The sequence below is a fragment of the Methylotenera mobilis 13 genome (assembly GCF_000384255.1).
Taxonomy (GTDB): domain Bacteria; phylum Pseudomonadota; class Gammaproteobacteria; order Burkholderiales; family Methylophilaceae; genus Methylotenera; species Methylotenera mobilis_B.
In genome coordinates this window covers 2,678,332-2,702,124 of record NZ_KB913035.1, presented here as the reverse complement: position 1 = coordinate 2,702,124, position 23,793 = coordinate 2,678,332, and the positions used below count along the sequence as shown (strand labels likewise).

Genomic DNA, 23,793 nt, shown 5'->3' with positions numbered 1-23,793 from the left:
TCTATTCCTTGCTACATTCACAATTTTCGACTCTTAGTTTATTGGTTAATTCTGAAACGCTGAATGAACCAGTAGGCGCAGAAAAAGTAACGATAGTACCAACTTTCACAGACGCATCATTTTCAATAGCAAGTATTTGCTCACAACGTTCTAATGTGTCCTTGAATTGTTGTAAGTATTTCTTAACTGGGAGGTGCCCATTCCCTTCGGCTATTTTATAGTTAGCTTGTTCAATCATGTGAATGGAGTAATTCCGCATGTCATGAATTATTGGTAATCTTTTTTTATCACCTTTTTGCCACACTGATTTATTGCACCGCATGCAGTCACCGAACATCTCGCATGGATTAATTGACCAATCACTTCTACACCCTCCTACTTCAGTGATGTGCTTTGGCGCCGCATTTTCATATAGAAATATTTTTCGTGCTATAACTTTTACTTTTGGAGGAGCTTCTAATGCGACTGGGCCGATTACGTTAAAATCAACATCAGGATCAAAAGTTTCTATAGATTGTGAAATTATTTCGTGTGGGGTGCGAAGGTCGTAATGTTCTGATTGCTTTCCATTTTTCCTACCGGCTAATTCATCGATAAATTTTTCATTTGCACCAGCTAATAATGCTTCTGTTTGATGATACTTTCTAGTTTTATGTAGAGTTATCGATGGGTATGATCCATCGCTCAATCGAATATTAAGATTGAAAAATAATTTAGCAGGTCCTTGGTTATATTGGCTAAGCCAAGCATTAATGACTTGTCCTGAGAGTGCCTCAGGACGCCACCATTGAGCTATCTCGTTGCCTGTGCCAATGCCTTTTGTATTATCTGGTAAGAATGAAACTAAAAGTGCGTTATCAAGTTTTGTCGATTTATCTTTTGAGGTGTACGGCCAATGCATAAATTTGCTTTGTTTAAATTGCATTAATAAAAAATTATATAGGTCTTTAGATTTGATATAGCAACCTGGTTTAAGCGAGGCGCTAAAAATAGGATGAGATATTTTTAGATGGCTGTGTCCTTTTCCAATATACTTTCTGGCCATTACGCAAGTTATATATTTAGTCTTATCAATATTTTGAGGCATATTTATGCTTAACTTATATTTTTGACTAGCTTTCTCGAACTCGTCAATCCGAATGTAAGGAGCGTTATGTTTTCTAAAATTTTTGCTTACAAGATTAGAAATGTCATTAGGTTCTTTTATAAAAATATGTACTGATAGTTTTGCTAATCGACTTGGGAAGTAATAGTAGGGAGAGTCTGGGCATGCTAGAACAAAAAGTACATCTTCTTTTGATAAATACTCCTTATTAAAAATATCTCTTAGGTGTAAGGGGATATATAGCTCGTTTACTTCTGAAAATGAGTTTGGAAATTTCGCTAGATAAAATTTAAATGCTTCATGTGCACCTTGTGAAAAATGCAGTATGTTTTCAAACATTTCCTTGGCTAAGTTTGATAGCTTGTGAGGTATCGGCAGGTTCTGTGATTCATCAATTTTAGGGCGCGTTAATCTAATTCGAGTACGCTCTTTATTATCTTGGTCACTATAAAGTGCATCTCTACTTAATAGTAATGTTTCTGATATTCTCATTGAGACAGTTGTAAAAGAAAGCCCACAAATAGAAGCCATAAAGCTTGTCTTGCTTATTCCGCCATCTATATCAAGAGATTTGAAATAGGCTAAGCCAACGGCAGCAAGTTCCTCATTAGATATTCGTGATGAGGCTCTTTGATTAAATTCACTATCATCAACAGCGATAGCTTTTTTGCGCGATTTAGCTTGTATATCGGATACGAAAGAGAATGGTTTGTCTAGAAGATTAAATCCTTTGCCAGAAAATCTGAACGTCTTGGTGTGGTGTCCAGACTGTAACATTCCAGCAAGAGTTTCTAGTTCTTTGCCGGTGTCATACTTGATGCCTTGGCTGTAATTACTCTCTTGAATACATCTTAAAGCTTGCTGGAAGGTGATGAGTTTTATTTGGTTAAGATTATTGCTGTCGCAATTTAATACTCGCAGCGCTTTTTCAAGATAAATTAAAGCCAGTGAGATGCATTTTGGTTTTGACCTTAGGTTTCTGTAGAAAATCATTACGTTGATATAAGCTTTTGCAAACAATAAGTAGTTTTTGCTTGTGATGAAGTTATCTGCGTCAAGCAATCTTGTTGATAGTTTAGTCGTAGATAGTAAGCCATCTTTTAGAAACTCTTGTTTGAGAAAAAATGATTTTGTTGAGTCGTGACTGTGAGGAATGAAACGTGATGAGTACTCAAAATATGGAAGTTCTTTTTCAAAGGTATCTGCATGGATGTTGTTAATATTTGCCGTACCAAATGGTAAACCCCAGTTGATGAATTTTTCAAACCTATCTAGAACATCCAGCTCGGAATGGACAAGGAATAAAGGTAAATTCTCAGCCATTTTGTTCTTTGATACTAGAAATTACAGAACTGACGGCATCAATAAGGTAGTCATCTCTTGTAATAGCCTCAAGAGGAAGTTTCAGTTTTATTAATTTTTTCTTTTTGGAAAGTAAGCTATCCAGAACGGCCTGATGCGCCCCATCTTTAAATGCTTCAAAACGCGGACAAATATAACATCCAAATGGGGTAAGTACATTGCATGGCTTAGTCGAGCAAGATCCAACATCTTTATCGATATCTGGATCTAAAATCCGGTGGTCTAGATCAGGATTTGTTGAGAAGTTTTTGTTAATTACTTTACCTCTGAATGCTGATAGTAAGTTCTCATGATGGCTTGATAATTGATTTTCATAATTAACGAAAGCCTCTTCAGTTAAATTGACATAATGTGTTAGTGATCCAGTGGACGTTTGAAATCCAGCCCTTGCTAAAACCTCTAGAGGCGCACCTAACATCGCTAAATGGGTTAGTTTCGTATGTTTAAACCTTCTAGTAAATAAGTTTAAATCTTGAGGCTCTTCATCAATACCAGCGATATATTTTCGACTATTCATGATTCGGCTAGTAATATTAATACCATTTTTGTTTACAAGAACCTGCTTTCCCGCACCTTTTCTTGCAATGCAAAATATTGGTAAAGTACGTTCTGGTTCTTTTTTTGTAATACTCGATATGTATTTTATATGCTCTACTACCGCTCTACCAATTGGCTCAGAAAGTGTGTATTCCATCATGTATTCTCGCGCCGGGGTGGCTTTTTGTTTAACTATGGGAACATTAACTTGAACTTTAACCAAGTTGCCATTTATATCCATATCAATTTTTAGGTCTCCAAATTCTAATAACTGTAATTGCGACGGTCGCATTGCTTCAGAAATAATTAATCTCCACATTAAATAATCTTGTGGATTAAATTCACCTGATATGTATAAGCTTTCAACATTTGTAAGGATATTTCTGGTTTGCTGCATACTGAATGGACGCTCTTGCGGATTGGAATTTTGGATGTTTATAGTGCTTTTGGGCTTGGGTGATTTTGATGATTTTATATAGCTCTTAAGGTCTAAATCAATTCCTGGGATATTGAGACCAATCCAATACTTTATAAACGATCTAAGCAACTTCTGTGATGAGGGAGATTTATCTTGGTTAAACCAATTAAACATTGCTAAATTGATACAGGATATTTGGTTTGGGACTAATTCTTTTATGACTCTTATAAACATCGAGAATTGATTAATCCAACGTTTAACTGTCGATATTTTTCTTCTTCCATTTAATGCATGAATGACGACATAGTAAAAAATGCTACTGGTAGCTTTCGTTAAACCAACTGATAATTGGTTTAGTCTTATACTTGCGTCACCAGCATCTCCCTTTAATGTCATAAGATCGAAGTTGACATCAATTAACTTACCGCTATCAATCGGTCTGATTCTTTTAGGGAAATCTTCAGGAATAAGTTCATTGGAATAAACTATAAATGTGTCATATCCGCTAAATTTATTTGAGGCTGTCAAGGATGCGGTCTCTCTCTTCAATTAGCTCTGCAGCTTGATCAATGATGTGTCTTTGGCTATATCTGGAAGGCATTGTGGAGGTGTTAGCCCATCGGCCACGTTGAATTAAAATGCTTCTTACATCTTTACCTTTTTCATGAGCAATGTTAGCTATCTCAGTTAAGTGCGTGTGCCTCAAAGAATGTGGTGTAAACCATGTTGGAAATTCTTTTAACGATTTGAGTTTTGAAATAATTCTATTCAAGTTGCGCTGTGAAATTGGTTCTCCAATACTTGGACCACTTTGGCAAACAAATAGATAAGGATGTTCTTTTATATTAGAGCTTAATGAAATCGCAAGACGTCTTTCATTTGTAATATATTTGATTAAATCCGCGGTTAAGTTCTTGCTAACGGCTAGATCCCCAGAAAGAGTCTTAGATAAAGGCTCTTTAGTCCTCGGATCTGCATTATCATTTGGTTTATGTCTAACTCTTATTATGTTTATAAATTTGCCAGGACGTATCTCGTAGTTATACTTAATGTCTGCGCAAGTTACTTTAAGGCATTCGCCTGCTCTCAGTCCAGTTTCATAAAGAAATCTGGCAATTAATTTATCCCTATTACCATGATTGGTATTAGGAAAAATACTGTTAGAGCTAATTGCTTGTAAAAAAGTCGCTGTTTGATTTGAATCCAAAGAATACACTGGTGCAGGTTTTTTATCTGACTTATAGTTTTTTTCAAAGGCTTCGTAAATTATATTTTTATATTTTTCACTTTTAATAAGAGATTTGTCATCTACATTCAGCGCACCTTCAATAAAGTCTTGAGTAAGCCATATTAAATAGTTGCATAAATTTCGTAAACGAGCGTTAGATGTGGAAATGTCTACTAAAATACCAGATGGAATGCTATGAAGCTTAGGGTTGTCAATTGAACGAATTCTGGCTAACTCTTTAGAAGAGAAGTCGCACCAACCACTGAATTCATCAATTTCTCTTCTTGTTAATGCAAGTGAATTATTCTTCACCCGTGTTTCTGGTGCTATCCAATTAGGGTTTCTTGATTTTTTTATTAGTGACCATTCTAAGTAGAATGCCAAATCTCTAAGGATTGCAAGGTGAGTATTATGGCTTTTTTGGCCTAAATTTCGATAGACATATAAAGTGGGCAACTCACATAGTAGACCGCTGCGAGTATCTAAAAGTACGGCTCTTCTGACTGAACGTTTGTTAACTCCAGAGCCGATATCTTCGATAATAATTCTTGTTTGCGCTGTAAGGTTTTCAATCATTAAATGTTTACATAAAATACATATGCTCAAATATATTATAAGGCATAATTTTATTTTTTTTAATATAAATTTTATTTAAACTTAACATCATGATTATATTATATTTATTTATATTAAAGATTACATTGTTGTTGTTGTGCTAATATCTTTGCCGCCGCTCATACATACCAGTACGGTGTCGCCTTCTTCAATCATGTTGTAGTCGCCAATGGCTTTGCCTGTGGCGCTAATCAAACTATTGCGTAGTTTGATGAAATTGTTCGAATGGTTGTCTGGTAGGTGTTTAATCATAGTCTTTTAAATCTAAAATATATTACAAGTTGGCATCATGTTTGATGGGGTGTTGGTTAAGTGCCGTTACAGGTTTAAAGAGCGGCCGCCGTCAACTGCTAATACGTGACCTGTAATAAATGGTGCGTCGTAAATTAAGAACTTAACTGCTTTGGCAACGTCTTCAGCCTCACCTACGCGTTTGAGTAATGTTTGGTTGATGACGCGTTGGCGATAGACTTCATCAAATTGTGGGTTGCTTTCAGGCCATTGTACAGGACCTGGCGCTACAGCATTGACTCTCACTTCTGGGCTAAGCTCATGTGCGAGTGATTTGGTGAGTGTTACTAAGCCAGCCTTTGCCACGCTGTAAATAATATAGCCTTTTTTCGGGCGTTCAATATGCATATCAGTGATATTAATAATGCAGCCGTGGTTTTTACGCAACTCAGGTGCTGCCGCTTGTGCTAGAAATACAGGTGCTTTTAAATTGCTACCGATTAAGTCTTGCCAATTTTCTTCGTTAATTTGCCCTAAGTCTGTTGGGTAGTAAGTTGATGCATTATTGATGAGCACGTCTAATTTACCAAACTGATTCACAGTTTCACTTACCAGCGTAGGTAATACGTTATTGTTAAGCAAATCACCTTGGATAATAGCGACTGAATTTGCGCGTAGTAAATTCAGTTCTGCTTGAAGCGCGCGAGCCTCTGATATGCTGGTGTTGTAATGAATCATTAGCCTGGCACCATGCTTATGCAGTTCACGGCACATGGATGCACCAACGCGCTTGGCACCGCCCGTGATTAAAATAACTTTATCTTTGTTTGTATCCACAGTTTACTCATTTCTTTCTTCTAAAATATTATAATGGCTTATGAGTTCATTACCTATTCCTAACGCTGATGCACAAGCGCATAGTCAACAGCTTGCATTGTTAATTCAAGATAGAATCAGTCAGCATGGCGGTTGGCTATCATTTGCGGACTTTATGCAGATGGCGCTTTACACACCTAGCCTAGGTTATTACAGCGGCGGCGCTAAAAAGTTCGGTGTAGGCGGAGATTTTGTCACCGCACCTGAAATTTCGCCTTTGTTTGCACAAGCGTTTGCTAACCAAGTGGCACAGGTGTTAATTGAAGCGCAGGGAGATGTGCTTGAGCTAGGTGCAGGTTCTGGTAAGCTCGCCGTTGATTTGTTGCTAAGCTTACAGGCACTTAACCAACTGCCGTCTCATTATTACATCCTTGAAGTTAGTGCTTACTTGCGCCAGGTTCAGCTTGAAACGATGCAGAAAAGTCTTCCTGAAGCATTGTTTGAACGAGTTGTTTGGCTGGATACCTTGCCAGTCGATTTCGTTGGCGTTATGTTGGGCAATGAAGTGCTGGATGCTGTTCCCGTACATTTGGTATACAAGCCAATCCCTGCTGATTCACAATTATTGTATGAGCGAGGTGTATCGTTTAACGGCAGTTTTTATTGGCAAGATCAGCCATTAGCTTCTGGTGAGATTTTTGATTTAGCGAATGCACATGAGTTGCCTGATGATTATCTGACTGAAATCAGCCCTGCGGCAATTGGCCTTGTTAGTAGCTTGGGTTGTTCATTAAAGCATGGCGCCATCATGATGGTTGATTATGGTTTTTCTGCACGAGAGTACTATCATCCACAGCGTAATCTTGGGACGTTGATGTGTCATTATCAGCATTACGCACACATTGATCCGCTAGTTTATGTTGGTTTGCAGGATATTACTGCGCATGTGGACTTTACTAGTGTTGCTGATGCTGGTGAGCACAATGGTCTTGAATTGATGGGCTTTTGTTCACAAGCACAATTTTTAATGAACTGCGGAATTTTAGAGATCATGAGTCAAGTTTCTTCTCATGATATGGCGCGCTATGCACCGCTGGCCGCTGCTGCACAAAAGTTATTGTCTCCTGCGGAAATGGGAGATTTATTTAAAGTAATCGCCTTAGGTAAAGGACTAAATCAAGCGTTAATCGGTTTTTCGTCTGGTGATAAGTCACACACGCTTTAAAAATAATCATGTCAGTAATATGGCCGTGCTGAATTGTTGTGCTTGACGAGTTGTTGTCACTGACGAGTTGTTGTACCTGAAGTATAATTCGGGCTTATGAATACATTAAATCAAACAGAACAAGTTGAAAATGAAACCGAAGCGCTAAGTCAGCGCCGTATTCGCAGTTTCGTGTTACGCCAGGGGCGTTTAACTAAAGGTCAGGCGCGTGCATTAGAAACAGGTCTTCCACAATTTGGGGTGAATTACACACCTGAATTATTAGATCTAAATGCAGTATTTAATCGAGCAGATAGTAAAAAGATTCTGGAGATTGGTTTTGGTATGGGTGAGACGACCGCCAAAATCGCTCAAGTGCTACCTGATTGTGATTTTTTAGCCGCCGAGGTACATACCCCAGGTGTGGGCGCACTGCTTAAACTGATTCAGGAAAATGCGCTAACAAACATTCGTGTGATTCAGCATGATGTGGTTGAAGTGTTACATCACATGTTGGCGGATGCTAGCTTAGATGGCGTGCATATCTTTTTCCCTGATCCTTGGCATAAAAAACGCCATCACAAACGCCGGTTGATTCAGGCTGAGTTTGTCAATTTGTTATGCACTAAGCTAAAGGCTGGTGGCTATCTACATGTGGCAACGGATTGGCAAGAATATGCAGAATGGGTGTTAGAAGTACTCAACGCAGAAGCGCAATTGGAAAACACGGCAAAAGATTATGCCGTCAAGCCGAGTTATCGTCCGCTTACCAAGTTTGAGAATCGTGGACTGAAGCTTGGTCATGGTGTCTGGGATATGGTGTTTACGCGTAAATAATTGCTCTACCTTGACTGACTTAAGTGGTCGGCCTGCTAGGTTGTAAAGTGATTCAAGGTATTTAAAGACTATTTAATCTATAGGTTAAATAGTCTCAGTTGTTGCGTTGTTGTCGTCTTCCTCTTCTTCAGCAAATAACCATTTACCAATCACTTTCTCAGCTTCTTCTACGCCTTGTTTCTTTAAGCTAGAAAATAATTGAATCGTGCACTCGCTGTGATAGTGATTGCCCCACGTTTCTATCAACTCCTTGCGGACTCGGTTTAGCGTCAAAGAGGCTTCCCCGCGTGATAACTTATCTGATTTTGTCAGTAAAACGTGGACAGGTTTGCCGCTAGGACAGAACCAATCGAGCATTTGACGGTCCAGTGGAGTGAGTGGATGACGACTATCCATCACTAACACTAAGCCTCCTAAGCTAGTACGCTCACCCAAGTAGCGTGCCAACACGTTTTGCCAGTGCGCGCGCATTGCTTCAGGTACTTTAGCGTAGCCATAGCCGGGTAAATCTACAAGGTGTCTATCGTTGCCTAGTGTGAAAAAGTTGATAAGCTGAGTACGCCCAGGTTGTTTACTGACAAATGCCAAGCGGTTGTGGTTAGCCAACGTGTTAAGTGCGCTAGATTTTCCAGCATTTGAACGGCCAGCAAAGGCAACTTCAATACCACTGGCTGGCGGTAAATCACGCAGGTGGTGGGCGGAGATAAAGAAAGCGGCATTTTGAAATAAAGGCATATTGATCCTGATTTTGGTAAAGCAAGCTCCCTATGTAATTCAATATGTTTTTCAAATCGATGTCATGAATTTTGCATGACAGATAGTGACAGTTTTTTTGAATTATTAAAGGAATTGATGTAATGGTGAAAAATGCTATCACGAATAGTTGTTTTTCGCTAAAATAGCGCGTTAATTGGTTGAATAATTTAGATTTAGGAGCGGTAATGCAATTTCGTCATCTAGCTTGGTTAATATCTGGTTTAATGTTGGGGATTTCTATTAATGCACAGGCAGAAGATTCTGCGACAAAATCTGCACAGCAAACAGTAAACAATGTCTGCGCCGCATGCCACGCAGCAGATGGAAATAGCGCGATTAGCCTTAATCCTAAATTGGCAGGTCAGCACCCAGAGTATTTAGAGAAGCAATTAATGGAGTTTAAGTCTGGTAAGCGTGCGAACGCTGTTATGTCAGGCATGGCTGCTGGATTGACTGATGTTGAAATGAAAGAGTTAGCGGCTTATTTTGCGGCTAAACCAACTACATTAGCCAAAGCAAAGTCAAATGGTGTCGGTTCTGTAGGTGAAAAAATCTACCGTGCAGGCAATGCAGCGACTAATGTGCCAGCTTGTGCGGCATGCCACAGTCCAAATGGTGCAGGTTTACCAAAACAGTTTCCACGCTTAAGCGGTCAGCATGCTGATTACACACTTGCACAATTGAAAGCTTTCCGTTCAGGTGAGCGTGCAAATGCGCCAATGATGATGGCAATTGCAGCTAAGATGTCTGATGCAGAAATGGCTGCTGTAGCAGATTATATTCAAGGTTTACGTTAAATTAGTGTGAATTAAAAAAGGGTGGCAATGCTACCCTTTTTAACGCTAAATGTCTGGGAAAACCTCCTTTTTTGTTAAGGTTAGCAACTATCACTGCTCAGCTAAAGTCATAAGTTACAATAGCGTCCACGAGCATTAACCTAAATTTACCCTCAGAGTGCCGTATTTTGAATCCTAAATTATCATTTACTAAAAACTTCTTAGATTTGCTTAGCTCTATGCGTTTTGCTGTGAGTTTGCTGAGTGTTCTAGGTGTTGCTTCTGTTATTGGTACTGTGCTTAAGCAAAATGAGCCATATGAGAACTACATTGTAAAATTTGGGCAGTTTTGGTTCGCTCTGTTTGAATATCTTGGCTTGTATGATGTTTATCATAGCGTTTGGTTTTTAGTGATTCTGTTGTTTTTGGTAATATCTACCAGCTTGTGTATTTATCGAAACACACCTGCAATGCTCAAAGAATGGCGCACATTTAAAGATCATGCTACTGAAAAATCACTGCGCGCTTTTAGTCATCAAGCTACGTTTAATTTAACTGCGGATTATGCTGCTACTAAGCAAAATCTTTTACATTTTTTAAATGCAAAAGGTTTTAAATATAAAATCAAAGCACAAGAAGATGGCAGTGAGTTGATTGCTGCTAAAGCGGGTACTCATCAGCGCTGGGGTTATATATTCACCCATGTGGCGATGGTGGTGATTTTGTTTGGCGGTTTATTAGACGGGAACTTGCCGTTTAAAGTGCAGGAAATGTTGGGTTATAAACGTATCGAAACCTTAGATCTGCCTGTTTCAAAAGTGCCGGCAGAAAGCCGTATGTCTGTCAGCAATCCTTCGTTCCGTGGCAATATGACCTTGTCAGAGGGTGCAACGCACAATGTGGCTTTTTTACGCGTGCGCGATGGATACTTGGTTCAAGAGCTACCATTCGCTGTGGGTTTGAAAGATTTTCGTATAGAACATTATGCCACAGGTCAGCCAAAGTCATTTGAGAGTGACTTGGTGATTTTTGACCCAGAGTTAAAAGAGCCAATCACTAAAACAATCAGCGTTAATCATCCATTAACCTACAAAGGCATCGCGATTTATCAATCAGACTTCCAAGATGGCGGAACTGGTCTTAAATTCAATGTGTGGGACCTGTTTTCTCCAAGCGATAAATCACGTGAGTTGACTGGTGCAATTTTTGATGAGGGTGCATTAGGTGACGGCGATGACCTTTTGCGTGTTGAATATAATGACTTCCGTAAGTTTAATATTATTAATATGTCACCTGACGGTAAGGGTAAGCCGCATAACGTAGGACCTAATGTGACATATAAACTACGCGATAGCCGTGGTCAGGCGATTGAGTACGTTACCTATATGCAGCCGATGCAAATTGACGGCAAGTTTTATTTCTTGTCTGGTATGCGTGAAACAGTGCAGGAAGATTTTCGTTATTTAAGAATCCCTGCCGATGAAGATCTCAGTATCAATGGCTTTATGGGTTTTAGGGCGGTGATGCTAGACCAGTCTAAATATCAGGAAATAGCGAAGCGCATCGCCAAAAAATCATTAGGTGTTAGTGATAATCCTGAAGTCAAAAAACAGTTTGAGTTAAGCTTAGTGCGTTTGCTAACAATCTTTGCGCAGGGTGGTTATAGTGAGGTTGCTAAAGTCATTGAGCAAAGTGTGCCTGAAAAAGAGCGTGAAGCCTCAGCAACAACTTATATTAAGATGGTGAATATCGCAGCTTATGAAGCTTATAACATGGGTTTGGAATTGAGCAATAAACCTCTGCTTAAAAATACGCCTGAAACAGAAGCGTTGATGCGTGATAGTCTCAATGCATTTAGTGATATGTTCTTTTATGGGGCACCCTATTATTTGCAGCTTAACCAGTTCGAACATAAAGAAGCGAGTGGCTTGCAGTTAACTAAGTCACCAGGGCAAAAGTGGGTTTATTTAGGCTCGGTGATTTTGGTATTGGGTATTTTTTCCATGATGTATATCCGAGAAAGAAGAATTTGGTTGTACCTCAAGCCAAGTGCTAATGAGGTGCACTTTGCAATGGCTTCAAATCGTAAGAATCTGGATTTTGAAAAAGAGTTTAGTTTGTACCGAGAACAACTTGCTGGCATTGTTAGCTAAGGATATAGAAATGAACAATACATTGAATTATCAACAAAAAACATTGTTACAAAGGTTAAATTGGCAAGATTGGCTTTATGCCTTAATTGTTCTGGCTGGTTCAATATTTGCCTTTATTAAATACGCACATTATATGGATGCGTATGAGGTTACTTTCTTATTTGGAGCTGCACTGCTATTTAGTTATTTAGGATGGCAGTGGAAGTCGCTGGGTAAATTGGTGATAGGTGTAGGGGTCATCAGCCTTGCCTCCATCGCCTTATATCAAGGGGATCAGACGCGCGCAACGGAAGTGTTTTTCCTTAAATTTTTAATTTCAAGCCAGTCTGCCATTATGTGGATGAATGTTTTATTCGTGCTTGCAATGGTGACGTATTGGTTTGCGCTATATAAGCGCAGTGCTTTTAGCGCGAATGTGGCTTCAGCTTTAACATGGGTAGCGGTGCTGTTCGGGTTCGTTGGTTTGATGGTGCGCTGGTATGAGTCTTATCTTATTGGCGTAGATGTCGGCCATATTCCAGTGAGTAATTTGTATGAAGTTTTTGTGTTGTTCTGTCTCATTACCGCTTTGTTGTATTTGCATTACGAGCAAAAGCTAAATACTAAGCAGCTAGGTGGGTTTGTGCTATTGGTCATTAATGCCGCGGTTGGTTTTATCTTGTGGTATACCTTTGATCGTGAGGCACATAATATTCAGCCGCTGGTGCCAGCGTTACAAAGTTACTGGATGAAAATTCATGTCCCAGCTAATTTCGTAGGATATGGCGCGTTTTCACTTGCTGCAATGGTCGCGTTGGCCTACCTGCTCTCTAGCAAAGGTGTGCTTACTTCTCGTTTGCCTAGCCTAGAAGTGCTAGATGATTTGATGTACAAATCAATTGCGGTCGGATTTGCGTTTTTCACGATTGCAACCATTTTGGGTGCAATGTGGGCAGCTGAGGCTTGGGGTGGTTATTGGAGCTGGGACCCTAAAGAAACTTGGGCGTTGATCGTCTGGCTGAATTACGCAGCCTGGCTACATTTGCGTATGGTTAAAGGGTTGCGTGGCCCGTTGTTGGCTTGGTGGTCATTGATTGGTTTGATTATTACGACTTTCGCATTCTTAGGTGTGAATATGTTCCTGAGTGGTTTGCACTCATATGGCACGCTCTAGCTTAGAGTCTCTTCTGTTGGTTTAATACAGCTACCATTCGTTAAAAGATAAAGCATTGTGATTAATTACAATGCTTTATCTTTATTAACCTCATCAATCATTCGCTACAGTAGATGCTTGTTCTGTTGTTTTCTCCAGTCTAAATCTTACCTCACCATCAGCATTGTCCATCAGGCTTAATAGATAGCCTGCGTTTTCAGCTTGCTGCGCAGCGTGATACAACCCAACACCTAAGCCACTTTTTGAGCTGACATGGGATTTAAAAAGCTTGTCAGCAATCTCCCTAGGTATGGCTGAGCCAGTATCGGTGACTTCAATGCAAAAGTGATTGGATGGCATTAATGCGACATTGATACTAATCCCAGGTTCAAGTCTGGCCTTCTCCAGGGCGTTTTGTATCAAGTTATCGACTACGCTATCCAATACATCTGGATCTATGTCAGTTTTTGGTAAGTGCGCAGGCGCTTCAAACTGCACTTGGTAATGTGCATTAAGTTGTTTAAAGTTTTTCCACCAATGGCTAACTTTAGCCTGATTTTTTTTCTCTACACCCGGCTCTTCAAGTTTGTTCAGTGTGCTTGAAAGGCGCTGGCTTAATCTCGGAAGTTGCTTTTTGATAAGGTCAACTAGTCTGGCGTCATCATCTGCATGATTGCTCTGCTCCGCAGCGGCAGACAACGTGCCTAATGATTGTAAAATGTTCTTAATGTCATGCGTTAGTCGAGAGCCAGTTTCATAAAGGCTTTGCATATAAGCGTTTTGGCTAATCGTTTCTTCACGGCGTTTTGCTTCGTAAAACTCGCCTAAAATCTGCGTGAGTAGCTGCACGTGGAGGTACATTGCAGGTGTAAATTGCCAGCGCGAATAAAGCGTTAAATGAAGTTGTTGAAAACTGAAGGTGGAAATAAAGTGAGTGGTTTCGCCAATCTCTTGATGAGCGTTGTTAGAGTGCCATGACACCCCACTAACCCAATTTAGAGCTGCTAGCTCACGCATTGATGCTTGCAAAAACCCCTCTGCAGAAGTTTCGTTTTCAGCAAATGCTGCAATCTTCCTAATCCACTGCTCAAACGGCAAGCCTATGCTTAACAAATAGCGCGACATCAGCAGTTCCAAGCCTGAGAATGTTGCGCTAGGATTCCAAAGCCAACTAATTGCTATTAGTGTAGTTGCAAGGCCAAAAACAGTAAAAATAAGCAGTTTTACATAGTGAATTTGCCAAATAATGCCAATCGTAAAGCTGCTTAATATGACAATTATTGTCAGTAAGAAAATAAGTAATGTATAAAAGAAGTCAATATTGGGCGTATATGCGGGGCTGTTCTTTTTGGCGGATAAAAATAAAATAGTGAGCGGAAGTATTGGTAATACATAAATAAGGAGTAGTTCTGCAGCGAGCAAGTCATTATTTGCATCTAGCAGTTTAGGCACAACCCACAGTAAGAGAATGGCAAGCAGATATGAAGCAGCAAGAATGTTCGGCACTTTTGACTGCGAAGCTTCGCTCGAAAGCACACGTCCGCCAATCAATGAAAATAAACCTGCAATCCAAAACGCGGTGACCCACCAGTTGGTAAGGAAAGTGGTGAGGTAAGCGCCAATCAGTACAATCCCTACCATTTTCCAAGATAACTTATCGCTCTGGCGCATGACTGGCTGCCATAACAAAAAGAAGCCGTAATGGCATAGTAGTAATGCGGTTTGTAAATGACCGTTGCCACCCCAGATTAAAAGCGCATGTAAAGACAGCATCATGAGCGCCATCAAGCGATCATGGTTGTTGAGGGCTAATTGGTAAAATTGATAAAGCGTGCGCATATTTTGGATCATTCACAAGTTGACAAAATTAACATACTGTTAGAATTTGAACATAAGTGTCTAAACTTTGACAATAATTCGTGCTTAATAGATGTTATATCTTGTAGAATACAAGCAAATAAGTGGCAGGTGCAATCAATCGTAACTGGTATGTTATTTGCTTGCTAAAAATTAACACTTTGAGTGTTTCAACTTACATGTTTAAAATGGCGCATTCAATTGTGCACAGCTCGGGGAATTAAATGAAAAGAACACAAGCAGGCTTTACACTCATTGAGTTAGCAATTGTGCTGGTAATTATTGGCTTATTGCTTGGAGGCGTGCTCAAGGGGCAAGAGCTTATTAATAGTGCTAAAGCGAAAAGTATCGCGAGTGATTTTAAAAACGCGCAAATATTTATTTATGGCTATCAAGATAAGTTTAAGGCCTTGCCAGGTGATGATGCTGGTGTTGAAGCTCACGTAGGTAATGCGGCTGATCCCGCGACGACTGGCGGTACAGTAGGGAATGCACGTATTGAAGGCGCATGGAACTCAACTACGCTAACTGATGAGTCTGCTTTGTTTTGGCAGCATGTGCGTCTTGCTGGTTTGGCAACTGGCCCAACCTTAACAAGTGATGCCAATTACTTACCTAGAAATTCAGACAATGGTCGAATCGGTGTGCAAAGTATGGGGACTGGATTTACTACAATTACAGGTATGACTGGGTTGTATGTCGTGTGTTCAGAGAATATTGCGGGTCGCCTAGTTAAGCAGATCGACATTAATATGGACGACGGCAATACCGCGACAGGTTCTCTGCGTGCAATTGTTAGTGGTACGCCAGCTCCAGTAGCGACTACTGCCATAGCAGAGGGTGATCCCTACACAGTATGCATGAGTTTCTAAGTTGAGTTTTGTTTTAAGGCCCGCTCTAGGCGGGCTTTTTTATTTGTATTACTAGGCATTAGGCTTATCCATGTTGCATTTGTGACATTTAAGCTTGCGTAGAATCCTAATTGTTCTAAAATGGCAACTTGAGTAAAAGCAAGAAAACTAACTGAAAAATTGTGCTTTAAATGACATCAAATATTGTAGAAATCGATAATCTTTCCTTTGGGTACAACGGTCGCTTATTGCATAAGGGCATTAACATGGTTTTTCCTAAGAGGAAAGTCGTGGCCATTATGGGCGGTAGCGGTAGCGGCAAAACCACGTTGCTACGTTTGATCGGTGGACAAATTAAGCCTACTAAAGGTGAAGTGCGGGTGGATGGGCATGTGGTGCATAAGCAAACGCGTGATGGCATTTATCAATTGCGCCGTACTATGGGCATGTTGTTTCAGCATGGTGCTTTATTTACCGACTTAAGCGTATTTGATAACGTTGCTTTTCCGATGCGAGAGTTAACAGATTTGCCTGAGTCTATGATACGAGACTTGGTGTTATTGAAGCTTAATGCAGTAGGCTTGCGTGGTGCGCATAAGTTTATGCCAGCTGAATTGTCTGGCGGTATGGCGCGCCGCGTGGCATTGGCAAGGGCGGTTGCCTTAGATCCAAATATCATTATGTATGATGAGCCATTCGCTGGCCTTGATCCTATTTCTATGGGCGTCATCTGTGGCTTGATTCGTAGCTTGAACGATGCGCTTGGTGCGACCTCCATCATTGTTTCGCACGATGTCAAAGAAACTTTCTTAATCGCTGATTATGTGTACTTTGTCGCAAATGGTGAAGTAACGGCAGAGGGCACACCTGAAGATTTAATGCAATCTACGCTTCCATTTGTCCACCAGTTTGTTCATGGCGAAAAAGATGGTCCGGTGCCTTTCCATTATGCCGCGCCTGATTATCGCGCCCAGTTGTTGGGTTAAGCATGTCGCTCACAATAGCAGTTCAATGGATTTAGTTTAATGATCAATCTAATAATTAATAAAATTTCTCGGCTTTTAAGCGGTATTGGGCATCGCATGATTGCGCGTATCTGGCGTTTAGGTGCAGGTGCGCGGCTTTTTATGTTGGCAATTATTTACTCGGGTGAAAGTTTTAAACGTTTTCATCTCACATTGCGTGAAATTTACTTTACCGGTGTGATGTCTTTATTGATTATCATCGTTTCTGCATTCTTTGTGGGTATGGTGTTAGCTTTGCAAGGCTATAATACCTTGCAAAAATATGGCTCATCAGAAGCGATTGGCGTGCTTGTCGCTTTAGCGTTGGTGAGAGAGTTGGGCCCTGTAGTAACAGCCTTACTATTTGCTGGCCGTGCCGGCACAGCGATCACCGCTGAAATTGGCTTAATGAAAACGACTGAGCAATTATCTGCAATGGAGATGATGGCTGTAAACCCAATTGCAAGAGTGGTTGCACCAAGATTTTGGGCAGGTGTGATTTCCATGCCTATCCTTGCTTCATTATTTTCAATGGTGGGTGTGCTTGGTGGTTATTTGGTTGCTGTGCCTTTGATCGGTGTTGACGAAGGTGCATTTTGGTCGCAAATGCAAGCCAATGTAGATGTGCGTGCAGATATTATTAATGGCGTGATTAAAAGTGTGGTGTTCGGTGTTGCTTGTACCATGATTGCGTTATTTGAAGGCTTTGATGCACCACCAACCGCAGAGGGGGTCAGTCACGCGACTACTCGGACAGTAGTGATTTCATCACTAACGGTATTAGGTTTAGATTTTGTATTAACGTCTTTTATGTTGGTTGTTTAGCCCATAAAAACATAGTTGAGAGGGTAGTGAAGTGGAAAGAACAAAAATAGATTTATGGGTTGGGATTTTTGTGGCTTTAGGCGCAGCAGCATTGCTTGGTCTTGCCATGAAGGTGGGTAATTTAACTTCAAATACAATAGGTGAGACTTACCATGTAAGTGCTGCTTTTGAAAACATAGGTGGCTTGAAACCTAATGCACCTGTAAAAAGTGCTGGTGTGGTGGTGGGTCGCGTTGCTGAAATTGGTTTTGATCCTAAAACATATGAAGCAATCGTCACCATCAAAATAGATAAGCGTTATGAGTTTCCAAAAGATACATTTGCCAATATTTACACGGCAGGTCTGTTAGGTGAGCAGTATGTTGGCTTAGAGGCTGGTGGTGAGGACGATGTATTAAAGAGTGGTGATAAGATTACGCAGACACAAGATGCGATTGTGTTAGAAAAAATGATTAGTCAATTCTTGTATAGCAAAGCTTCTGAAACAGAGGCTGATAAAGGTGCGGAAGCAACTGCGCCAGCTGCATCGAAAGAAGGCAAGTCAACCGAATTAGGTGATGCACCGTTTTAGTCAGGGTTAGCAACAGACTTGATGTTGATTTAACTATTTGGTCATTTTGACGAAAATATAAAAGGGCTCCAATGAAAATGTTTTTGAAATTAGTAATGAACGTAGCTTTCATTACCACGATGTTTGTGAATGTTAGCTTGGCTGCAGAGCTTTCTGCTGATGAGCTAGTGAAGCGTACGGCAGATGATGTGCTCAATACTATCAAGAGCGATAAAGATATTCAGGCCGGTGATCAGAAAAAGATTTTTGCCTTAGCTGAAGAGAAAATATTACCAAATTTTGATTTTGATCGTGTATGTCGCATGGTGCTAGGTAAAAACTGGAGATCAGCGACACCAGAGCAGCAAGCCGCTTTCCAGAAAGAGTTCCGTACTTTGTTGTTACGTACCTATGCTACTGCACTTGGTAAATATAAAGATCAGGTGATTGAATATAAACCTATGCGCGCTGAGGCTGGTGCTAAAAACGTGAGTGTTAAAACACAGATTTTACAGCCGGGCGGTCAGCCAATCTCCGTTGATTACAGTTTAGTGAAGGCTGAAAATGGCTGGAAAGTATATGATATTGTGATTGAGAGTGTGAGTTTGGTGACTAATTATCGTAGCCAGTTTAGTAGTGAAATTCGCCAAAATGGCCTTGATAGTTTAAATAAGAAACTTGCGGATAAAAACAAAGCATCTGGCGTATGATTAGTTTCGATTCACAAGAAAATAAATGGTTAGTCTCTGGCGAGATATTGGTCGATAACGCTAATTCTGTGCTCGTGGAGAGTGTCGCGTTACCGATGAACGACGGGCTTCAGATTGATTTCTCGGCTGTCACTAATACAGATACAGCCGCCATCAGTCTGATTATGGAGTGGCAACGCAGAGCAATCGCTTCTCATCATAAAATCACATTCAAAAGCTTACCTGAAGGACTTGGTAGTTTAGCGACGCTTTACGGGGTTGCTGATTTTATTCCTCTAAGTGCTTAAGTCTAGGTAGATGTCGGAATCTGCATTTTGATTCAGATACACATCATAATTTGGCGCCGCCTTATTCATTGAAAAATAGTAGTTTTTGTAAGCTGGTATTTTCAAATGACCACTAAATATGAGTGGTGCATATTTATGATCGCTTTTGAAAGTTAAGGCTTTTTTGTAGTTAAGTACTTAAATAGGTTTTAATAGACAATCGAAAGTCATTTTTTGAATCATCCTGCAATTCACATTCAAGGTGTGCATAAGAATTTTGGTGCACTTCATGCTCTTAACGGTATTGACCTTGCCATCGAGCAAGGCGAGTTCTTTGCGTTACTTGGACCTAATGGTGCTGGAAAGTCCACATTAATTAATATTCTCGCAGGCTTAATTGCGCCAACCGCTGGCAGTATCTCTGTCATGGGGTTTGACGTGCAAAAGCAATATCAGCAGGCTCGTCAACTGTTAGGTGTCGTGCCTCAAGAGTTGGTGTTTGATCCATTTTTTAACGTCCGCGAAATGTTGCGGTTTCAAGCTGGTTATTTTGGCTTAGGTCGTGAAAATGACGCTTGGGTTGATGAGGTGTTAGAGGGGCTTGGTTTAGCTGATAAAGCACATACTAATATGCGTAAGTTGTCTGGAGGGATGAAGCGACGCGCACTCATTGCACAGGCGCTTGCTCACAAGCCGCCTGTGATTGTGTTAGATGAGCCTACGGCTGGCGTGGATGTTGAGTTGCGCCAGATGCTTTGGGAGTTTATCAAAAAGTTAAATCGAGACGGCCATACGATTATTTTAACGACGCATTACTTGGAAGAGGCGGAAACTTTGTGTAGTCGTGTTGGTATGATGAAGCAAGGTAAAGTGGTGGCCTTGGACAGTACGGCTAATCTGCTCAATAAGTTTTCAGGTAAGCATTTGCGCCTCACATTAGGTGATGTGCGCTTGCCTCATGATGTGGAGCGTTTAGTACGCCATGCTGAAAATGGTATTTATACCTTTGCCTTAACCGATATGATTCAGATTGAGTTTGTGCTTTCATCTCTGCGCGCTAGCGGTATCAAGGTAATTGATATGCAATTAAATGAAGCTGATTTGGAAGATGTCTTTTTGTCATTGGTTGGTAACGTCGCCGTAGAGCAACCATTAATGGCCAACCATCATGAGTGATTCAAAAATGATAGATGCACTTAGTAACAGGTCGGGCTGGGTTGGCCCATGGACGCTACTTAAAAAAGAGTTATTACGTTTTTGGCGCGTCTCTTTTCAAACCGTAGCTGCGCCAGTAATTACCGCACTGCTGTATTTGTTGATCTTTTCTCATGTACTAGATAAGCATGTGCAAGTTTATGATGGTGTTGCCTATACTGAGTTTTTAATCCCCGGTTTGATTATGATGTCTGTGTTGCAGAACGCTTTTGCTAACAGTTCATCTAGCCTGATTCAATCAAAGGTCATGGGTAATATCGTATTTGTTTTATTAACGCCATTGACGCATTTGCAATTTTTTATGGCGTTCTTGATTGCGGCAGTTATTCGTGGCTTAGTTGTCGGTCTGTGTATTTATCTTGTTGCAATGTGGTTTGTTGATTTAACAGTAGCAAACCCATGGATGATTATTGCATTTGGCTTACTTGGCAGTGCATTGCTCGGAACTTTTGGCATCATTGCTGGGATATGGGCTGATCGATTTGATCAGATGGCGGCTTTCCAGAACTTTATCATTATGCCTTTATCATTTTTGTCCGGCGTGTTTTATTCAATTCATTCATTGCCGCCATTTTGGCAAAAAATATCTCATCTAAACCCATTCTTCTACATGATAGATGGGTTTAGGTATGGCTTTTTTGGTAAGGGTGATGTGTCCCCTGTACTCAGTTTGTTAATCGTGGGTGCGTCATTTCTAGTGTTAGCACTGATTACATTAAAAATGTTAAAATCAGGCTACAAACTTAGGTCATAATGCCAAGTTGGATAATAAATGAGTTCGATAATAAAAGGTGAGTGACACGTGTTAAGTGCCCAGCAATTAGAAGCATACATTACACAAAATTTAGCGTGTGATTATATAAAAGTACTAGGTGACGATGGTACGCATTTTGAGGCGATTGTCGTGAGTCCAGAGTTCGTAGGTAAGAACATGGTGAAGCAACATCAGCTTGTATATGCCGCGTTAGGTGAAAGAATGAAAGCTGAAATACATGCTTTATCGATGAAAACCTTTACGCCGGAGGCGTGGTTGAAATTAAAAGGTAACGATTAAGTTTAAAGTGTGTCTAACAGACACTAGTGAAAAGTTTTGTAATTAGGATAAATAATGGATACGCAGGAATTAATTAAAAGTCAGGTAACAGGTAACCCAGTTGTACTTTACATGAAGGGTAGTCCAAAATTTCCACAATGTGGATTTTCAAACTTGGCAACGCAAATTCTCAATGCATGCAACGTAGAGTACCTTGCTATTGATGTATTGGCAGATCAAAATATCCGTGAGGGTATTAAGACTTATGCAAATTGGCCAACAATCCCGCAGTTGTATATTAACGGCGAATTTGTTGGCGGTTCAGACATTATGCGTGCCATGTACGAAAGTGGTGAGCTTCAAACTTTATTGAATGCGACCAAGTAATTGGATAAGTTACTGATTACAGGCGGTAATCGCCTTCATGGTGAAGTTGTTGTCTCAGGTGCTAAAAATGCGGCACTGCCGATATTGTGCGCATCATTACTTGCTGAAACACCGTTACATCTCTCCAGCGTACCTGCATTAAAAGATGTCGGTTCGACCATTAAGCTTTTAGAGCAAATGGGCGTAAAAGCTGAGCGTAATGCCGATAAGGTGTCTTTAGACGCAAGTGTCATCCACACAAAAGAAGCGCCGTATGAGATGGTTAAAACCATGCGCGCCTCCATCTTGGTATTAGGGCCTTTATTAGCGCGTTTTGGACATGCTAGGGTTTCGTTGCCTGGTGGCTGTGCCATTGGTTCACGCCCAGTTGATCTGCATATTAAAGGCTTGCAGGCAATGGGTGCTGAGATTCATATTGAGCATGGTTACATTGAAGCAACGACTAAGCATTTACCTAATCAGCGATTGCAAGGCGCGCGCTATTACATGGATTTAGTCACGGTAACTGGTACTGAAAATCTAATGATGGCAGCTGCATTGGCGAACGGTACAACTGTGCTGGAAAACGCAGCCAAAGAACCTGAAGTCGTCGATATGGCGGAGTGTCTCATTAAAATGGGCGCCAAAATCACGGGCGCTGGTACAGACGTGATTACCATCGAGGGTGTAGAGCGATTAACAGGTGCTACACATAATGTGGTGTGTGATCGTATTGAGGCTGGTACTTACATGGTAGCCGTTGCAATGACTGGTGGTGAAGTGACATTGCGTAATGTGCAAACACATCTATTGGATGCGGTGATTGAGAAATTGCGCGAAGCTGGCGCAACAGTGACATCCGATGCTGATAGCATTACTGTTAAAAGTGATGGTCAATTAAAAGCGGTGAATATTCGTACCGCACCTCATCCAGCTTTCCCAACAGATATGCAGGCGCAGTTTATGGCGCTTAATACCATTGCGACAGGCGTTTCTAAAGTGACGGAAACAATCTTCGAAAATCGCTTTATGCATGTGCAGGAAATGCAACGCTTGGGCGCCGATATTGATATTGATGGCAATACAGCCTTGGTCAAAGGCGTGTCGTTCTTAGATGGCGCAACCGTCATGGCCACTGATTTGCGTGCTTCAGCCAGCTTGGTGTTGGCTGGGTTGGTCGCTCGTGGGGATACTGTGATTGAACGTATCTACCATTTAGACCGTGGTTATGAAAACTTAGAAGCTAAGTTAAATGCCCTAGGCGCAAACGTAAAGCGAATAGCATAGAGAATACTGAAAAATGATTACGATAGCACTATCAAAGGGCAGAATTTTTGAAGAAACTGCACCATTACTGGCAGCAGCAGGGATTCATGCGGCTGAAGATCCAGAATCATCTCGTAAGCTGATTATAGAAACGAATCGACCAGATGTCCGTTTGATTATCGTGCGCGCGACCGATGTGCCTACTTATGTACAATATGGCGCTGCTGATTTAGGTATTGCTGGTAAAGACGTGTTAGATGAACATGGTGGCGATGGCTTGTATCAGCCGATAGATTTGCAGATTGCAAAATGCAAAATGATGGTGGCTGTGCGTGAAGATTTTGATTACTTTGGCTCTATTCGCAGTGGTGCGCGCCTTAAAGTAGTGACTAAATACGTAAAAACTGCACGCGAGCATTTTGCAGCAAAAGGCATGCATGTTGATTTAATTAAACTGTACGGTTCTATGGAGCTTGGCCCATTGGTTGGGTTGGCTGATGTGATCGTTGATTTGGTCAGCACAGGTGGCACACTGCGTGCAAACAAGCTTAAAGCCGTAGAGGAAGTCGGTGATATTAGCTCAAGACTTGTTGTCAATCAGGCGTCACTTAAGCTTAATAGGGCTAAGTTGCAGCCGATTATGGATGCGTTTCAAACTGCCATTGCAAAGAATAAATAAA

The 23,793-nt window shown here is 40.8% G+C and carries 23 protein-coding genes and 1 pseudogene; 17 read left to right on the top strand and 7 right to left on the bottom strand.

Annotated elements, in window-relative coordinates; genetic code table 11:
* Position 1 precedes the first annotated feature (1 nt).
* From A391_RS0113010 to A391_RS0112990, 5 genes and pseudogenes are all read right to left on the bottom strand, one after another.
* A complete protein-coding gene (locus A391_RS0113010) occupies positions 2-2,428 on the bottom strand; it encodes a hypothetical protein (protein ID WP_019899825.1) in 2,427 nt (808 codons plus the stop codon).
* The gene (locus A391_RS0113005) at positions 2,421-3,950 is read right to left on the bottom strand and encodes a hypothetical protein (protein ID WP_019899824.1); all 1,530 of its coding nucleotides are present in this window, start codon (positions 3,948-3,950) and stop codon (positions 2,421-2,423) included. Before A391_RS0113005 ends, A391_RS0113010 begins: the two co-directional genes overlap by 8 nt.
* Positions 3,934-5,226, bottom strand: a complete 1,293-nt coding sequence (locus A391_RS0113000) for a site-specific integrase (protein ID WP_019899823.1) — start codon at positions 5,224-5,226, stop codon at positions 3,934-3,936. Before A391_RS0113000 ends, A391_RS0113005 begins: the two co-directional genes overlap by 17 nt.
* Positions 5,227-5,370: 144 nt before the next feature.
* Positions 5,371-5,517, bottom strand: a pseudogene (locus A391_RS14475) (tRNA 2-thiocytidine(32) synthetase TtcA); the annotation flags it as partial.
* 66 nt (positions 5,518-5,583) lie between these two features.
* Positions 5,584-6,333 (bottom strand): pteridine reductase, encoded by a 750-nt coding sequence (locus A391_RS0112990; RefSeq protein WP_019899821.1) that lies wholly within the window; start codon positions 6,331-6,333, stop codon positions 5,584-5,586.
* A 40-nt stretch (positions 6,334-6,373) separates the two neighbouring features.
* Between A391_RS0112990 and A391_RS0112985 the strand changes: the two genes are divergently transcribed.
* Positions 6,374-7,537: a class I SAM-dependent methyltransferase gene (locus A391_RS0112985; RefSeq protein ID WP_019899820.1), complete on the top strand. Its 1,164-nt coding sequence runs from the start codon at positions 6,374-6,376 to the stop codon at positions 7,535-7,537.
* Positions 7,538-7,633: 96 nt separating this feature from the next.
* Positions 7,634-8,353 carry a tRNA (guanosine(46)-N7)-methyltransferase TrmB gene (trmB, locus tag A391_RS0112980; protein WP_019899819.1) on the top strand — a complete coding sequence of 240 codons (720 nt, stop codon included), beginning with the start codon at positions 7,634-7,636 and terminating at the stop codon, positions 8,351-8,353.
* 84 nt (positions 8,354-8,437) lie between these two features.
* Here trmB and yihA read toward each other — a convergent pair whose 3' ends face one another.
* Positions 8,438-9,088, bottom strand: a complete 651-nt coding sequence (yihA, locus tag A391_RS0112975; RefSeq protein ID WP_019899818.1) for a ribosome biogenesis GTP-binding protein YihA/YsxC — start codon at positions 9,086-9,088, stop codon at positions 8,438-8,440.
* Between the two features lie 206 nt (positions 9,089-9,294).
* Here yihA and A391_RS0112970 point away from each other — a divergent pair, with 206 nt between their 5' ends.
* The 3 genes from A391_RS0112970 to ccsB all read left to right on the top strand — a co-directional run bounded on the left by A391_RS0112970 (position 9,295) and on the right by ccsB (position 13,191).
* The gene (locus tag A391_RS0112970) at positions 9,295-9,906 is read left to right on the top strand and encodes a c-type cytochrome (RefSeq protein ID WP_019899817.1); all 612 of its coding nucleotides are present in this window, start codon (positions 9,295-9,297) and stop codon (positions 9,904-9,906) included.
* 218 nt (positions 9,907-10,124) lie between these two features.
* On the top strand, positions 10,125-12,038 hold the full coding sequence (locus A391_RS0112965) for a cytochrome c biogenesis protein ResB (protein WP_029144187.1): 1,914 nt from the start codon (positions 10,125-10,127) through the stop codon (positions 12,036-12,038).
* Between the two features lie 10 nt (positions 12,039-12,048).
* Positions 12,049-13,191, top strand: coding sequence for a c-type cytochrome biogenesis protein CcsB (gene ccsB, locus A391_RS0112960; RefSeq protein WP_019899813.1), 1,143 nt, complete (start codon positions 12,049-12,051; stop codon positions 13,189-13,191).
* A gap of 93 nt (positions 13,192-13,284) precedes the next feature.
* On the opposite strand, the gene A391_RS0112955 is transcribed toward ccsB, so the two are convergent.
* The gene (locus A391_RS0112955) at positions 13,285-15,009 is read right to left on the bottom strand and encodes a sensor histidine kinase (protein WP_036317316.1); all 1,725 of its coding nucleotides are present in this window, start codon (positions 15,007-15,009) and stop codon (positions 13,285-13,287) included.
* A gap of 242 nt (positions 15,010-15,251) precedes the next feature.
* On the opposite strand from A391_RS0112955, the gene A391_RS0112950 reads away from it, so the two are divergent.
* The 12 genes from A391_RS0112950 (at position 15,252) to hisG (ending at position 23,792) form a co-directional block, all read left to right on the top strand.
* Complete coding sequence (locus tag A391_RS0112950; RefSeq protein WP_019899809.1) at positions 15,252-15,899, top strand: prepilin-type N-terminal cleavage/methylation domain-containing protein; 648 nt, start codon at positions 15,252-15,254, stop codon at positions 15,897-15,899.
* Positions 15,900-16,069: 170 nt separating this feature from the next.
* On the top strand, positions 16,070-16,864 hold the full coding sequence (locus tag A391_RS0112945; RefSeq protein WP_019899808.1) for an ABC transporter ATP-binding protein: 795 nt from the start codon (positions 16,070-16,072) through the stop codon (positions 16,862-16,864).
* 39 nt (positions 16,865-16,903) lie between these two features.
* On the top strand, positions 16,904-17,707 hold the full coding sequence (mlaE, locus tag A391_RS0112940) for a lipid asymmetry maintenance ABC transporter permease subunit MlaE (protein ID WP_019899806.1): 804 nt from the start codon (positions 16,904-16,906) through the stop codon (positions 17,705-17,707).
* Positions 17,708-17,738: 31 nt separating this feature from the next.
* Positions 17,739-18,278: an outer membrane lipid asymmetry maintenance protein MlaD gene (gene mlaD, locus A391_RS0112935; RefSeq protein ID WP_019899804.1), complete on the top strand. Its 540-nt coding sequence runs from the start codon at positions 17,739-17,741 to the stop codon at positions 18,276-18,278.
* A gap of 71 nt (positions 18,279-18,349) precedes the next feature.
* Entirely contained in the window at positions 18,350-18,967 is a 618-nt protein-coding gene (locus A391_RS0112930) for an MlaC/ttg2D family ABC transporter substrate-binding protein (RefSeq protein ID WP_019899802.1), read from the top strand.
* A complete protein-coding gene (locus tag A391_RS0112925; protein WP_019899801.1) occupies positions 18,964-19,254 on the top strand; it encodes an STAS domain-containing protein in 291 nt (96 codons plus the stop codon). Before A391_RS0112930 ends, A391_RS0112925 begins: the two co-directional genes overlap by 4 nt.
* Before the next feature lie 213 nt (positions 19,255-19,467).
* Positions 19,468-20,409 (top strand): ABC transporter ATP-binding protein, encoded by a 942-nt coding sequence (locus A391_RS0112920; RefSeq protein WP_019899800.1) that lies wholly within the window; start codon positions 19,468-19,470, stop codon positions 20,407-20,409.
* Positions 20,402-21,202 carry an ABC transporter permease gene (locus A391_RS0112915; RefSeq protein ID WP_019899799.1) on the top strand — a complete coding sequence of 267 codons (801 nt, stop codon included), beginning with the start codon at positions 20,402-20,404 and terminating at the stop codon, positions 21,200-21,202. The genes A391_RS0112920 and A391_RS0112915 overlap by 8 nt, the downstream gene beginning before the upstream one ends.
* A gap of 48 nt (positions 21,203-21,250) precedes the next feature.
* A complete protein-coding gene (locus tag A391_RS0112910) occupies positions 21,251-21,502 on the top strand; it encodes a BolA family protein (protein WP_019899798.1) in 252 nt (83 codons plus the stop codon).
* A 54-nt stretch (positions 21,503-21,556) separates the two neighbouring features.
* Positions 21,557-21,868: a Grx4 family monothiol glutaredoxin gene (gene grxD / locus A391_RS0112905; RefSeq protein ID WP_019899797.1), complete on the top strand. Its 312-nt coding sequence runs from the start codon at positions 21,557-21,559 to the stop codon at positions 21,866-21,868.
* Complete coding sequence (gene murA / locus A391_RS0112900) at positions 21,869-23,134, top strand: UDP-N-acetylglucosamine 1-carboxyvinyltransferase (RefSeq protein WP_019899796.1); 1,266 nt, start codon at positions 21,869-21,871, stop codon at positions 23,132-23,134. It abuts the gene before it with no gap.
* A gap of 13 nt (positions 23,135-23,147) precedes the next feature.
* Entirely contained in the window at positions 23,148-23,792 is a 645-nt protein-coding gene (gene hisG / locus A391_RS0112895) for an ATP phosphoribosyltransferase (protein ID WP_019899795.1), read from the top strand.
* The last annotated feature ends 1 nt before the right edge of the window (position 23,793 follow it).